The organism is Aeromicrobium sp. 10G20-16, from assembly GCF_055809665.1.
This window is the reverse complement of sequence record NZ_CM147919.1, coordinates 158,042-170,964: the sequence shown is the minus strand read 5'-3', so window position 1 is coordinate 170,964 and position 12,923 is coordinate 158,042. Positions and strand designations below refer to the sequence as shown.

At 68.9% G+C, this 12,923-nt stretch carries 14 protein-coding genes; all 14 read right to left on the bottom strand.

Annotated elements, in window-relative coordinates; translation table 11 throughout:
- Positions 1–26: 26 nt before the first annotated feature.
- Entirely contained in the window at positions 27–626 is a 600-nt protein-coding gene (gene ruvA / locus AC0L5F_RS00780) for a Holliday junction branch migration protein RuvA (protein WP_473314698.1), read from the bottom strand.
- The gene (gene ruvC / locus AC0L5F_RS00775; protein WP_473316227.1) at positions 623–1,144 is read right to left on the bottom strand and encodes a crossover junction endodeoxyribonuclease RuvC; all 522 of its coding nucleotides are present in this window, start codon (positions 1,142–1,144) and stop codon (positions 623–625) included. Before ruvC ends, ruvA begins: the two co-directional genes overlap by 4 nt.
- Before the next feature lie 438 nt (positions 1,145–1,582).
- Positions 1,583–2,311 carry a YebC/PmpR family DNA-binding transcriptional regulator gene (locus AC0L5F_RS00770; protein WP_473314697.1) on the bottom strand — a complete coding sequence of 243 codons (729 nt, stop codon included), beginning with the start codon at positions 2,309–2,311 and terminating at the stop codon, positions 1,583–1,585.
- A 45-nt stretch (positions 2,312–2,356) separates the two neighbouring features.
- Entirely contained in the window at positions 2,357–2,965 is a 609-nt protein-coding gene (gene pdxT / locus AC0L5F_RS00765; RefSeq protein WP_473314696.1) for a pyridoxal 5'-phosphate synthase glutaminase subunit PdxT, read from the bottom strand.
- Between the two features lie 412 nt (positions 2,966–3,377).
- A complete protein-coding gene (locus AC0L5F_RS00760; protein WP_473314695.1) occupies positions 3,378–4,484 on the bottom strand; it encodes a signal peptidase I in 1,107 nt (368 codons plus the stop codon).
- Positions 4,481–5,107, bottom strand: coding sequence for a TasA family protein (locus AC0L5F_RS00755; protein ID WP_473314694.1), 627 nt, complete (start codon positions 5,105–5,107; stop codon positions 4,481–4,483). Before AC0L5F_RS00755 ends, AC0L5F_RS00760 begins: the two co-directional genes overlap by 4 nt.
- A complete protein-coding gene (locus AC0L5F_RS00750; protein ID WP_473314693.1) occupies positions 5,094–5,795 on the bottom strand; it encodes an LPXTG cell wall anchor domain-containing protein in 702 nt (233 codons plus the stop codon). Before AC0L5F_RS00750 ends, AC0L5F_RS00755 begins: the two co-directional genes overlap by 14 nt.
- Positions 5,792–6,394, bottom strand: coding sequence for a signal peptidase I (locus AC0L5F_RS00745; protein WP_473314692.1), 603 nt, complete (start codon positions 6,392–6,394; stop codon positions 5,792–5,794). The genes AC0L5F_RS00750 and AC0L5F_RS00745 overlap by 4 nt, the downstream gene beginning before the upstream one ends.
- A gap of 112 nt (positions 6,395–6,506) precedes the next feature.
- Positions 6,507–7,094, bottom strand: coding sequence for an alternate-type signal peptide domain-containing protein (locus AC0L5F_RS00740; RefSeq protein WP_473314691.1), 588 nt, complete (start codon positions 7,092–7,094; stop codon positions 6,507–6,509).
- A gap of 791 nt (positions 7,095–7,885) precedes the next feature.
- Complete coding sequence (gene pdxS / locus AC0L5F_RS00735) at positions 7,886–8,734, bottom strand: pyridoxal 5'-phosphate synthase lyase subunit PdxS (RefSeq protein ID WP_473316226.1); 849 nt, start codon at positions 8,732–8,734, stop codon at positions 7,886–7,888.
- Between the two features lie 155 nt (positions 8,735–8,889).
- Entirely contained in the window at positions 8,890–10,548 is a 1,659-nt protein-coding gene (locus AC0L5F_RS00730) for an FAD-dependent oxidoreductase (protein WP_473314690.1), read from the bottom strand.
- Between the two features lie 3 nt (positions 10,549–10,551).
- A complete protein-coding gene (locus AC0L5F_RS00725) occupies positions 10,552–11,616 on the bottom strand; it encodes an AurF N-oxygenase family protein (RefSeq protein ID WP_473314689.1) in 1,065 nt (354 codons plus the stop codon).
- A 91-nt stretch (positions 11,617–11,707) separates the two neighbouring features.
- Entirely contained in the window at positions 11,708–12,346 is a 639-nt protein-coding gene (pgsA, locus tag AC0L5F_RS00720; protein ID WP_473314688.1) for a phosphatidylinositol phosphate synthase, read from the bottom strand.
- Positions 12,346–12,921, bottom strand: coding sequence for an HIT family protein (locus tag AC0L5F_RS00715; RefSeq protein ID WP_473314687.1), 576 nt, complete (start codon positions 12,919–12,921; stop codon positions 12,346–12,348). Before AC0L5F_RS00715 ends, pgsA begins: the two co-directional genes overlap by 1 nt.
- Positions 12,922–12,923 lie beyond the last annotated feature (2 nt).

Here is a 12,923-nt window from a genome sequence, read left to right as displayed (position 1 = left end):
CTCCCCGTCGTACTCGTGGTCGTCGTTCACGAGCGCGCCTTGGACAGGGTGCGCAGGGCGTCACGCAGGGCGGTGGAGGTGTCGGGCTCGGTGCCGGCCTCGATGCCGGCGGCCACCTGGTCGACGGCGGCGTCGGCGTCGCGGGCTGAGATGCCCAGGCCGACCATCGCCTCGTGCACCTGGGCGCGCCAGGCGCCGGCGGAGGCACCTGCCGCCACCGTGGTGGTGACGCCGATGCGGTCGCGCAGCTCGATGCAGATGCGTTCTGCTCCCTTGCGGCCGATGCCGGGCACGCTGGTGAGGGTGGCGAAGTCGGACTGTCCGACGGCCTGTCGGATGCGGTCGGGGTCGAGGACGGCGAGCATGGCCTGGGCGACCTTGGGACCGACGCCGCTGGCGGTCTGCAGCAGCTCGAACATGTCGCGCTCGTCGGTGTCGGCGAAGCCGAAGACGGTCAGCGAGTCCTCGCGCACGACCATGGAGGTGGCCAGCTGGACCTCGGTGCCGATGCGGAGGCCGGCGATGGTGCCCGGCGTGCACATGACCTGCAGTCCGACGCCCCCGACGTCGATGACGGCCGACGTGAGGGTGACGGCGGCGACGGGGCCGCGGACGTGGGCGATCATCGGCGCGCTCCTGCTGCGACCACGGCGGCAGCGAGTCGGTTGCTGGCGCCGCCGCGCCAGACGTGGCAGATGGCGAGTGCGAGCGCGTCGGTGGCGTCGGCCGGCTTGGGAGTCTCGCTGAGGCGCAGGACGCGGGTGACCATCTGCGCGACCTGTGCCTTGTCGGCGCGGCCGCTGCCGGTGACCGATGCCTTGACCTCGCTGGGTGTGTGCAGGTGCACCGCGATGCCGTGCCGCGCGGCCACCACCATGGCGACGGCGCTGGCCTGGGCAGTGCCCATGACCGTGCGCACGTTGTGCTGGGCGAACACCCGCTCGACAGCGACGACGTCAGGGCGATGCTCGACGATGCGCGCCTCGAGCGCCGCCTCCAGCTGGTGCAGCCGACGGGCGATGTCGAGGTCGGCCGGCGTGCGGATGACACCGACGTCGACCAACGTGAGCGGACGACCGACCGACCCGGTGACCACTCCCACGCCGCAGCGCGTCAGGCCGGGGTCCACCCCGAGCACGGTCATGTTGATCGAACCCATGTTCGACAGCCTAGGACGTGCCGCCCTCGTCGCGGCGCCGACGCGCCGGACCGGGCGTCATCAGAGGCGCAGCGACCGGAGCCCCGTGGGCAGTTGCCTCCCTGGCGACCAGCACGCTCGCCAGGGAGCGCAGCGACCGTGAGGGAGCGAGGAACGAGCGACCGAGGCGCGGTGAGCCGACGGGCTCGCCGCAGCACGTCGCCTCGCTCCGCTCACGGTCGGCCGCAAGCGGCCTCCCTGGCGACCAGCCCGCCCGCCAGGAAGCGACACACGACCTCTCGTCGCCTCGCTTCGCTCACGCTCGCCAGGGAGCGCAGCGACCGTGAGGGAGCGAGGAACGAGCGACCGAGGCGTGGTGAGGCGCGGCACGACTCACGCTGCGCTGGCGTTGATCGACGTTCGGCCGCGGGCGGCCTCAGTCGATCAGTAGTTGGCGAAGACGTTCTGGACGTCGTCGCAGTCCTCGAGGGCGTCGATGAGCTTCTCGACCTTGCCCGCACCCTCTTCGTCGACCTCGACGGTCATGGTGGGCACGAACAGGGCGTCTGCCGAGTCGTAGTCGAGGCCGGCCTCCTGCAACGCCGTCCGCACCGCGACGAGGTCCGTGGCCTCCGAGATGACCTCGAAGGAGCCGTCGAGGTCGTTGACCTCCTCCGCGCCCGCGTCGAGCACCGCCATCAGGACGTCGTCCTCGTTGGTCTCGCCGCCCTCCTGCTCGGCAGGAACGATGATGACGCCCTTGCGGTTGAACATGTACGACACCGAGCCGGGATCGGCCATGGTCCCGCCGTTGCGCGTCATGGCGGTCCGGACCTCCATGGCGGCGCGGTTCTTGTTGTCGGTGAGGCACTCGACCAGCATCGCGACCCCGTTCGGGCCGTAGCCCTCGTACATGATCGTGGTGTAGTCGACAGCGTCCTCACCCACGCCGCCGCCGCGCTTGACCGCACGGTCGATGTGGTCCTTGGGGACCGATGACTTCTTGGCCTTCTGGATGGCGTCGTAAAGCGTGGGGTTGCCGTCGGGGTCGGCGCCGCCGATGCGGGCCGCGACCTCGATGTTCTTGACCAGCTTGGCGAACATCTTGCCGCGCTTGGCGTCGACGATCGCCTTCTTGTGCTTGGTGGTCGCCCACTTGGAGTGGCCGGACATGGACACTTCCCTTCCTGAACAGGGTCCTTCTACGACTGGATCACTCTACGACTGGACGAGCTGGTCGACGAAGTACCGGTGGATGCGCAGGTCGCTGCCCACCTCGGGGTGGAAGGACGTGGCCATCAGATGATCTTGTCGGACCGCGACGATCCTACCGGCGGCCTCCCCCGACGGGATCGTCGCGAGCACCTGCACGCCGTCGCCCACCTGCTCGACCCACGGCGCACGGATGAAGACCCCGTGGACCGGGTCGTCGAGCCCGCGGAAGTCGAGCCAGCCCTCGAAGGAGTCGACCTGGCGCCCGAAAGCGTTGCGGCGCACCGTGATGTCGAGGCCCCCGAGCGTGTGCTGACCGGCGATGCCGTCCTCGATGCGATCAGCCAGCATGATCATCCCGGCGCAGGTCCCGAGGGTGGGCATGCCGGCGGAGATCTGCTCGACCAGAGGATCGAACAGGTCGAAGGCGCGCGCCAGCTTGTCCATGGTGCTGGACTCCCCGCCGGGCAGGATCAGCGCGTCGCAGGCCGCCAGCTCGTCCGGGCGACGGACGGTGACGGACCGGATGCCGAGCGCCTCGAGCGCGAGCACGTGCTCACGCACGTCACCCTGCAGTGCGAACACCCCGATCGTCGGGCCGGCTGACGCAGTCACCGCGTCAGGCTATCGAGTGGCGCACTGTGTCCCGCGAGTGGCGCAGGTTGGCGAGTTTGGCCGGCAGATCTCGACCACTTTGCGCCTCTCGCGGGGCCTGAGGAGCGGGTGCGGTGCGGCCGACGACGGCAGCACCTCCAACGCCGACGACGGCAGCACCTCCAACGCCGACGACGGCAGCACCTCCAACGCCGACGACGGCGGTGGCGCTGAGCGCCACCGCCGTCTCTCCCTCACGGAATCCCTCCCGGTCGGGTCACAGGGCTCTGCCGCCGAAGCGGCGAGTCTCCCTCGTCGACCGTGCACGGCACTCCCATACCGGCGGCGGTCGACCGGTCCAGTCTACGACGCCGCGGGTTCAGGCGTCACGCGTCGCCGGAGCGGGCCGGCCCGCGACCCGTCCCCGATCAGGTCAGTTGCAGGCCAGCTCGGTGTACCGGAAGAAGATGAGCAGGAAGTACACGTTGCGCGTGCGCAGCGGCACCGACACCGATCCGGCCGAGGGCCAGTTCGGGGCGGCGGACGAGAGCGTTCGCACCGTGGCGGTGAGGTTCTCGTTCCCACCGGGCGCCGGGTTGAGCCCGGCGTAGGTCACGTCGGTGGTCGTGGAGGTGACCGTCGACCTGCTGACCTCCTGGCCGCTCGAGTCCGTGACCACGACCTGGTAGGAGTATCCGCTGCCGGCCGGCGGCGTCCAGCTGATCCGGGCCGCGTCGGGGTTGCTGTTGAGGGTCTGGCAGCTCACGGCGGTCGGCGCCGGCACCGTCCGCGCCGCGAACGACGGACCGGTGATCGGCGCGGGGTCGGTCCAGGGTGCGGCGCCGGCCACGGCAGCCGTCACCGTGATGCCCACGGCGACACCGAGCGCGCCGGCGCGCACCATCCGCCCGGCCAGTCCGATCCGACTGCGTGGCGTGGGAGCAGGAGCGCGGGTCGGGGGGTCGGCGAGAGCGGTGCGCCCGGGACCCGAGCGTCCTCCCCCGCCGGGAGTGTGATCGTCAGGTCCGTCGTTGCTCTCGTCGTCCGTGCGGGACGAGCGCCGGAACACCAGCAGGAGCATGCCCATCACGTAGATGCCCATGAGGAACAGACCGATCTGGCCCGACCCTGCGGCCACGACGTACCCGAGCTTGGGCACGGTGAAGGCCACCCGCTGGACCTCGGAGACCGCGTACGTCTCCTGGTCGACCGAGTCGTTGGCGTCACCCTTGAGACTCAGGACGCGCTGATCGCCCGAGCCGCCCGGCGCGATGTCGACGATGCGGTGCGTCACCCGCTGGTTCGACGCGGTCATCACCGACACGACGTCGCCGACCCGCAGGTCCTTGGCAGCGACGGTGCGCGACAGCGACATGTCTCCGGTGCTGATGGTCGGCTCCATCGACCCGGAGCGGTACATCAGTGGCTTGACGCCGGCGACCGCGCCGCCGACGGTGATCAGCAGGCACAGCACACCCACCACTGCCGCGAGGCTCAGCAGAGCCTCACGCAGCGTGCGGAGAGGTGTGCGCCGGCTCATGACACGTCCGAGGTGCCCTGCGCGGTGAACGTCGCCGTGGCGGTCTTGCCCTGCAGCGTGTTGGCCGCGTTGGGGTCGAAGGTGACCTGGAAGCACAGCGCCTCGGTGCCGTTCTGGGCCAGCGCCGCAGTGGGGCGGCGGGCCAGGATCTGGGTGCCTGCGGTGTTCGTCAGCGTGCCGGTGTAGATCGAGGTGCCACCGGTGCAGGTCGAGCTGTTTCCGGTGCCGGACTTGGTGCCGCCGGAGCGGATCTGCAGGTTGAGACCTGCCGACGAGCTGTAGAGGGCCGCGTCGGTGCCGGACAGGCTGCCGATCATCGAGTACTTCAGCGGTGCCGTGCCGTTGTTCTTGATGGTCAGCACCTCGGCCGACGAGTTGCCCGGCACCATGGCCGACATCGACAGCGTCGTCGTGGCGTAGGCGTCCGACCCGTTCACCTGAAGGTCGAGCGTGCCGGCGGTGAACGACGATCCGGAGATGACGACGTCGTCGGTCCAGAAGGCGAACGTGCCGGTGGTGCCGATGCCGAGGACGACTCCGAGTGCGAGCAGGGCCCGCAGACGGGTGGAGCGCAGCAGGCCGCGACGACGCGGACGTGCGACGCGGTGACTACGACGAGACATGAGCTTCTTCTTCCTGTTCACGGCGCGAGAGCGCCACGATGATTCCGGCCATGACCAGCGCCATGCCGGCGAAACCGGCCCAGAACACCGGTGCTCCGGTGTTGGGCAGCAGCACTCCCGACATGTCGGGGTGACCGACGGCGGCAGGCGGACGAGCACCACCGGGGCCAGTGGTCTGTGTGGGACCCGGAGTGGGCGTCGGGCCCACGGGGATGTCCTCGCGCAGGGAGGCCCGGAAGGCCAGATCGAGCGCCAGCACCTGCGACTGGTTGGTCGCGCCGGGCCTGAACGCCACTCGGACGTCGATCCGGATCACGTCCCCGTCGGTGGTCGGCACCCAGCGGACCAGCTGGTGCTGGCCGGCCGTGGAGATGTCTCCCCACGGGCCCGAGCCGGCTCGAGCCGACACCACCAGCTCACCGGTGCGGATCAGGTCGTCGATCCTGGACGCCAGGACGTCGATCGACAGCTGCGCCGTCTCCATGGACTGGTTGCGTGCGTAGAACGACCGGATCCGCGTGTCGCCCGGAACCCACCGGACGTCGGAGTCGAACAACGGCGCCTGCAGCGACGTCGACCAGGTGACGCCGTCGGGGCTGAGGCCCAGGCGTGAGTCGTCGGCCGAGGCCGGGGCGGCGAACAGCGTCAGCGAGGCGATCAGGACGGCTGCGAGACCGAGGATCCTCATACGAGCACCTCGTCCTTGACCGGCTCGGTCGACGCCTGGTCGACCGGCTCGCCGGGACGTCTGCGGCGGTCGCGGACGGCACCGACGAACATCGAGGCGGCGTACCCGAGCAGGCCGACCACGACGATGGCCGTCGCGATGCCGCGCTGCGACGAGGTGACGAACGACGTGACCCGACCGACGTGAGGGATGGCGTACATCCGCTCTCCGCGGATCTGCACGGGGCGGACCAGCTCGGTGTCGGGCGACTCGTTCGCGTCGCCCTGGGTCTGGAACAGCTGCTCGCCCTTCATGGTGGTCGACACGTCGACCACGCGGTGCGTGACGACGGTCGGGTTGCCGGACTGCAGCTGGTACGTGATGACGTCCCCGACGCTGATGGAGTCAGGGTCTACCGGCTTGACGACGACGAGGGTGCCGGGAGGCATCGACGGCTCCATCGAGCTGGTCAGGATCGTGTAGGGGGTGGCACCGACGGCTCGCGGGATCACGACGGCAACAGCCAGCAGCGCGACGACTCCGGCGATGACGGCCCAGGCGATGACCTGGCCGATCCATCCGTGGAGCGTGGCGCTGCGTTCTGCGCGGCGGCTTCCCATGATGTCGATGTCCTCCTTCAGCGGTGTCGTGGGGTGAAACGGTCTCCGGCCCGGAGCCGGGTGGGCGCCACCCGAGAGCGACGCCCACCCGGCGAGACCGGGAGTGGATGAATCAGGCGTTCGGGTCGACCTGCGTGAGCTTCACCGTCAGGTCGTCGAGCGTCGCGACGATGTCCTGGGTGTCGTTCGCGTTGATCTTCGGATCGCCGTCCTCGTCGGTGCCGAACGGGATGGTGACCTTGATCGTGGCCGTGACGGTCGAGCCGTCGTCGGCCGAGCTGACGGTGTCGCCGTCGGCGAGAGCGACCTCGTCGGTCGCCGGGTCGCCGCCGGACGGGAGCAGGGTGTAGCTGCCCGCGACGGTGGCGGTGAACGACGTTCCTGCCGGGTTGGTCGAGACGACGTCGGTGGTGTCGGGCGTGGTGAGCTCGGCCTCGAGGTTGTCGCCGGACGCGTCCAGCGTGTAGGTGCACTGCTTGGTGATGACGTCGCCGGGGACAAACTTGGTCACGGTGGTCGTGGTGCCGTCGTAGACCCAGTTGGTGTCACAGTCGGCGTTCGACAGCTTCAGGTCGCCGGCGGTGATGTTGCCGCCCGACACGGTGCCCTCGGCGGTCCAGTAGGCGAGCGATCCGGCGCCGCCCAGCAGCAGCACGCCGGCAGCGGCTGCCGCGACTGCGCCCTTGGTTGACTTCTTCATCTGACTTCTCCCTTGTGGTCTGGCCGCACGGTGCGGCCGCGGTTGGTCTAGGACCTTGGTCCCGACCAAGAGTGTGACCGATCGCGACCGCTTTGTCTCGCACATGTAACGACCGTTTAGGACTTTCGTCACGGTCGATGCAGGGACCTTTTCGGGACCGTTTCTGTGGCGTGGAATTTTTCATTGCAATTGCAGTCATTAATTTCCACTGTTTTCAGGGCGTAACGAGGATCGGTCGTTCGTGTTACCCGTTGTGACTAGGGAAAAATGACCCGGGACTAGTCACGAAAATCATGGCCTCAGAGGCACGAGACAGCCGCTCTCGGGGTCCCGACTCCGACCGCGAGAAGCCGCTCGAGAGCCTCACAAGGCGCACACAGTCCCACATTCGCGACCGTCAAACGGGCTCATTGCCACACCCGCAGCAACGCGGTCCGGGCATGCAGGAATCAGCCGAGCGCAGCAAAGCCGGCTAGACAGCCGCCCCCAGCCCGACGCAACCAAGGGCCAAGCGCAGCGAGGCAAGGCGCCCACGCGAAATGTGGCACCGACAAGAGCCCAGCGGAGACAGCGTCGAGGCGCGAGCCGCGGTCAATCGAACGGTGTCCTTCAGCCTGACGCAACCATGGGCCGAGCGCAGCGAGGCAAGGCGCCCACGCGAAGCGTGGCACCGGTGAGGAACGAACCGGTGAAGCGGCGACGAAGGAGCCGCGCGCCCTACCAGCCGCGCTCCGCCAACCGGTGCCCGATGGCCTGGCCCGATCGCGGCCGGACCCCCGGCTACGCCGGGTTCACCAACCGCGCTCCGCCAACCGGTGCGGCTCGGGGATCTGGTCGACGTTGATGCCGACCATGGCCTCACCCAGCCCACGCGAGACCTTGGCAATGACGTCGGGATCATCGAAGAACGTGGTGGCCTTGACCACAGCGGCCGCCCGCTCGGCGGGGTTGCCGGACTTGAAGATGCCCGAGCCCACGAACACACCCTCAGCACCCAGCTGCATCATCATCGCCGCATCAGCGGGCGTCGCGATGCCACCAGCGGTGAACAGCACCACAGGCAGCTTGCCAGCCTCGGCGACCTCCTTGACCAGGTCGTACGGCGCCTGCAGCTCCTTGGCCGCCACGTACAGCTCGTCCTCGCTCAAGCTGCTGAGCCGACGGATCTCCCCACCGATCGTGCGCATGTGCGTCGTCGCGTTCGACACGTCACCCGTACCCGCCTCACCCTTCGAACGGATCATCGCCGCACCCTCGGTGATGCGCCGCAACGCCTCACCCAGATTCGTCGCACCACACACGAACGGGACAGTGAACTTCCACTTGTCGATGTGATGCGCATAATCAGCCGGAGTCAGCACCTCGGACTCATCGATGTAGTCCACACCCAGGCTCTGCAGCACCTGCGCCTCGACGAAGTGACCGATCCGAGCCTTGGCCATCACCGGGATCGAGACCGCCTCGATGATCCCGTCGATCAGGTCCGGATCGCTCATCCGAGCCACGCCACCCTCCGAACGAATGTCCGCAGGCACCCGCTCCAGCGCCATCACCGCGACAGCGCCAGCGTCCTCAGCGATCCTCGCCTGCTCGGCATCGACGACGTCCATGATGACGCCGCCCTTCAGCATCTCGGCCATGCCACGCTTCACACGAGACGTGCCGGTGCCGGTGCCGCTGTCGGAAGTGGTGCTGTCGTTGCTCACGGGTGTCCTTCGTCGAGGTGGTCGAACGTTCCGAGTTTACTCACCGCCCGAGAGCGCGCTGCGGGCCGTCCAGGACACGGACGGGAGGCTCAGACCCCGGCGCGACGGCCGGTTCGACGACGACGCGGCTGTTCGGCCGCGGCTCGCATGTCGTTCGTCGTCGTGAACCGCACCCGCGGGCGGTCCTGAGCCAGACCCCGCCGCTGCTCCAGCTCGTCGATGCGGCGCCAGCCGGCCCGGTCGACCACGTGCACGCCGCGGTCGCGCAGCAGCGAGGAGAGAGCCTGGCGCGAGGTGGGTGCCATGAGCAGACCGCTGTTGAAGTCCTCGACGAGAGAGTCGACGGTCTCCTGGGCGTCGGACTTGTTCGTGCCGATGAACCCGGTGGGTCCCCGCTTGATCCAGCCCGCCACGTAGGTGCCGGGCATCGCCTCGACCCTTCCGGCGTCGTGCGGCACCACGGCGCGGCTCTCCTCGAACGGCAGGCCGGCCACCGGACGTCCGCGGTAGCCGATGGAGCGCAGGACCAGACCCGTCTCGATCACCTCGGTGACACCGGTCGGCTCGGCTCGAACGCCGGTCGGACCATCGACGAGACGCGTCTGCGCGACCTCGAGACCTGTCACGGCGTCCGTGCCGACGACGCGCACCGGCGAGGCCTGGTAGCGCAGGACGAGCCGCCGCTTGCCGGAGGGCGCAGGTAGATCACGCAATGCCTGGACCTTGATCCGGGTCATGGGGTCGTCGCTTCCGGCCGCGAGGTCGTCGAGCAGGTCGCCCTCGACCACGACGTCGATGTCGTCGTGCTGGACCAGTCCCATCAGCTCGGGCAGCGTGAACGCCGACTGGGCCGGGCCTCGGCGCGCGAGCAGCACGACCTCACGGACCGCGCTGTCGCGCAGGGCCGCCAGTGCGTGGTCGGCGATGTCGGTTCGTGCCAGGCGCTCCGGGTCGCTCAGCAGGATCCGAGCGACGTCGAGCGCGACGTTGCCGTTGCCGACCACCACGGCCTTGTCGTGCGAGAGGTCGAAGACGGCGTCGGCGAGATCGGGATGCCCGTTGTACCAGGCCACGAACTCCGTGGCGGTGGTGCTGCCGGGCAGGTCCTCCCCCGGGACGCCCATCGAGCGATCAGCCGAGGCGCCGGTGGCGTACAGGACGGCGTGGAACCTCTCGGCCAGCTCGCCGTGCGTGACGTCGACCCCGACCTCGACGCCGAGGGCGTAGGAGAACCCGCGCTGCTGCTCGATCTGCCCGAACAGGCCCGTGATCGTGCGGGTGTCGGGGTGGTCGGGAGCCACACCCGCTCGGACCAGCCCGTACGGCGTGGGCAGGCGGTCGATGACCGTGACCTCGGTGCGCGGGCGCTTGAGCAGCTCGTCGGCCGCGTAGAGCGCAGCCGGACCGGCGCCCACGATCGCCACCTGCAGCGGCGCCGAGGCGTCGTTCTTGCGCACGATCGGGGTGACCGGGGCCTGCGGCGGGTACTCGCGCGCAGGTTGGTGGAACATCGCATTGATCTCGACGAACGGCAGCTGCTTGTCGGTCAGTCGGTAGTCACGCGAGATGGCGCCGACCGGACAGGCCGTGATGCAGGCACCGCAGTCCACGCACGAGACCGGGTCGATGTAGACCATCTCGGCGGTCGCGAAGTCCGGCTCGTCCGGCGTGGGATGGATGGCATTGACCGGGCATGCGAAGGCGCACGAGGCGTCGCCGCAGCACGCCTGGGTGACGACGTGGGGCATGGCTCAGGCGGCTCTGGTGCCCTCGAGCGGCGTGCTGTACTCGACGGCAGGCTCGCTGCGGAAGCGCGACGAGCGACCGTCGATCTTCAGGATCCGCCACATGAACCGACCGAGGCGCGTCATCAGGCCGGCCTCCTCGGCCAGCATGCGCACGTCGGCGAAGACCTCGCTGAGGTGCTCGCGCGACTCCGGCGCCCGCCAGTACAGGTCCTTCATGACCTTCTTCGGGATGTCGAACTCGCGACGCATCTCCTTGGCCGGAACCAAGATGGCATCGCCGAGCACGCGCATGATGAGCGGGAACAGCACCGTCATGAGGTGCTTCTCGGCCCAGCTCAGGCGGGGCGCGTTCGTGAGCACGTAGTGGTGCGCGAACGAGATGTGCCGGGCCTCCTCGGCCACGTGGATCTGCATGATGCGCTTGATCACCGGAGGCATCTCGTCGGCACCACGCAGCACCCGCTTCTGGGTGTGGTCGATCGGCTCCTCGCCGGCCAGGACGCCGACGAAGAACGCGAACGGGGCGAACGATCCGGCCCACGGCAGGAAGGTCGCCACCTTGCGCATCCACCACTTCATGCCCGGCACGTCGACGCCGATGCGGTTGACGCCGCGCTGGAACATCTGGGTGTGGTGGCACTCCTCCGTGGCCTCGTGGGTGAGGTAGCGGAACTCCGGCGAACCGTTGGGCAGGGTGAAGACGTACTGCATGATGCCGCGGATCAGGATGTTCTCGAACTGCAGGCCGACCTTCATGATGTTGGCCTGGCGCCACATCCCGATGGCGATCTGCTTGTCGAGGGGCTGCTGCTGGTACCACTCGGACGCTCCGAGGCGGTCGGCCTTCGGCAGCACCCATCGGGTGTCGGTGGGGTCGACCTGGAAGTCCGGGTGGTCCCACGCGATGTCACGGAACGCGTCGAAGTGGCGGTCGACCGAGGCCTGCGAGAGGTCCTCGAGCACCTGCGCGTACTTCTCGCGCGACATGCCGGGCTCCATCTCGGGCAGCTCGGGAAGATCCGTGGCCGCGCGGAAGGGGACGTCGGTGGGGAGGTCCTGAATGGTCATACCTGCAGTATGTGAACCCCCGACCTATGTGTCAAGGGCTATGTGACATTCGGCGTGTCATATACGTCTCACTGGTGGGAAGCCCGCCTGATCAGCTGCCGAGCTCGGGATCCGCCACGGCCTGCCGGTGCACGATGATCATGCGCTGGAACACCGTGATCAGGCTGGCCGCCGCCAGGATCCACAGCATGATCTCGGTCAGGAAGTCCCAGCCGAGCAACCCGTTGAACCCGGTCAGCACCAGGATCGAGACGAGTCGATCGGCGCGTTCGGCGATGCCGCCCTTGGCGGTCATGCCGAGGCTCTCGGCCTTGGCCCGGGCGTAGGACGTGACCGATCCCAGCACGAGGCACGCGAGGCTCAGGTAGAAGTAGATCCGGGTCGGCCCGAGGTCGGACTCGGCGTGCACCGAGACGTAGTAGATCGCGAGGCCGCCGAAGATCGCGGCGTCGCCGACCCGGTCGAGCGTGGAGTCCAGGAAGGCGCCCCACTTCGACGCCTGCCCGGACGCGCGGGCCATGTAGCCGTCCATGATGTCGCTGAAGACGAAGGCCGTGATCACCAGCACGCCCGCGAGCAGCTGGCCCCGCGGGAAGAAGAACAGTGCGCCGAAGCACACGCCGATCGTGCCCACGATCGTGACCTGGTCGGGTGTCACACCCCGGCGCAGCAGCCAGTCGGCCAGAGGGGACCACACGTTGGTCCAGAACTGGCGGAAACGTTCGAGCATCAGTCCTCCTCGTCGACCCCGGCGGCGTCCCAGGCAGCGGCGAGCATCTCGCGGGTGTCACCGAGCAGCTGGGGCATCGTCCTGGTCTGCCCGATGACGGGCATGAAGTTGGCGTCGCCACCCCAGCGGGGCACGACGTGTTGGTGCAGGTGGGCCGCGATGCCGGCGCCGGCCACGCTGCCCTGGTTCATGCCGAGGTTGAATCCGGCGGGGCTCGTCACCTGTCGCACCACGCGCATCGCGTGCTGGGTGAGACGCGCGACCTCGTCGGTCTCGGCCGGCGTCAGGTCGGTGTAGTCGGCCACGTGCCGGAACGGACACACCAGCAGGTGACCGGCGTTGTACGGGTAGAGGTTGAGCACCACGTAGGCGACCTCGCCGCGGTGGACGATCAGGCCCTCGGCGTCGTCCAGGTGCGGGATGTGGCAGAACGGGCAGTCGGCCTCTGCCGACGACTCCGGCTTGTTCTCACCCTTGATGTACCGGATGCGATGCGGGGTCCACAGGCGCTGGAAGGCGTCAGCCTCCCCCACTCCCTCCTGCTCCGGCTCGCCCTCCGGTCGCTGGTCAGCCACGT

What these genes read in the sequence shown, in the direction of transcription:
- ruvA (WP_473314698.1), bottom strand. Translation starts at nt 626, where the DNA reads ATGATCGCCCACGTCCGCGGCCCCGTCGCCGCCGTCACCCTCACGTCG.
- ruvC (WP_473316227.1), bottom strand. Translation starts at nt 1,144, where the DNA reads ATGACCGTGCTCGGGGTGGACCCCGGCCTGACGCGCTGCGGCGTGGGA.
- AC0L5F_RS00770 (WP_473314697.1), bottom strand. Translation starts at nt 2,311, where the DNA reads ATGTCCGGCCACTCCAAGTGGGCGACCACCAAGCACAAGAAGGCGATC.
- AC0L5F_RS00760 (WP_473314695.1), bottom strand. Translation starts at nt 4,484, where the DNA reads ATGAGCCGGCGCACACCTCTCCGCACGCTGCGTGAGGCTCTGCTGAGC.
- AC0L5F_RS00755 (WP_473314694.1), bottom strand. Translation starts at nt 5,107, where the DNA reads ATGTCTCGTCGTAGTCACCGCGTCGCACGTCCGCGTCGTCGCGGCCTG.
- AC0L5F_RS00750 (WP_473314693.1), bottom strand. Translation starts at nt 5,795, where the DNA reads ATGAGGATCCTCGGTCTCGCAGCCGTCCTGATCGCCTCGCTGACGCTG.
- AC0L5F_RS00745 (WP_473314692.1), bottom strand. Translation starts at nt 6,394, where the DNA reads ATGGGAAGCCGCCGCGCAGAACGCAGCGCCACGCTCCACGGATGGATC.
- AC0L5F_RS00740 (WP_473314691.1), bottom strand. Translation starts at nt 7,094, where the DNA reads ATGAAGAAGTCAACCAAGGGCGCAGTCGCGGCAGCCGCTGCCGGCGTG.
- pdxS (WP_473316226.1), bottom strand. Translation starts at nt 8,734, where the DNA reads ATGGCCGAGATGCTGAAGGGCGGCGTCATCATGGACGTCGTCGATGCC.
- AC0L5F_RS00730 (WP_473314690.1), bottom strand. Translation starts at nt 10,548, where the DNA reads ATGCCCCACGTCGTCACCCAGGCGTGCTGCGGCGACGCCTCGTGCGCC.
- AC0L5F_RS00725 (WP_473314689.1), bottom strand. Translation starts at nt 11,616, where the DNA reads ATGACCATTCAGGACCTCCCCACCGACGTCCCCTTCCGCGCGGCCACG.
- pgsA (WP_473314688.1), bottom strand. Translation starts at nt 12,346, where the DNA reads ATGCTCGAACGTTTCCGCCAGTTCTGGACCAACGTGTGGTCCCCTCTG.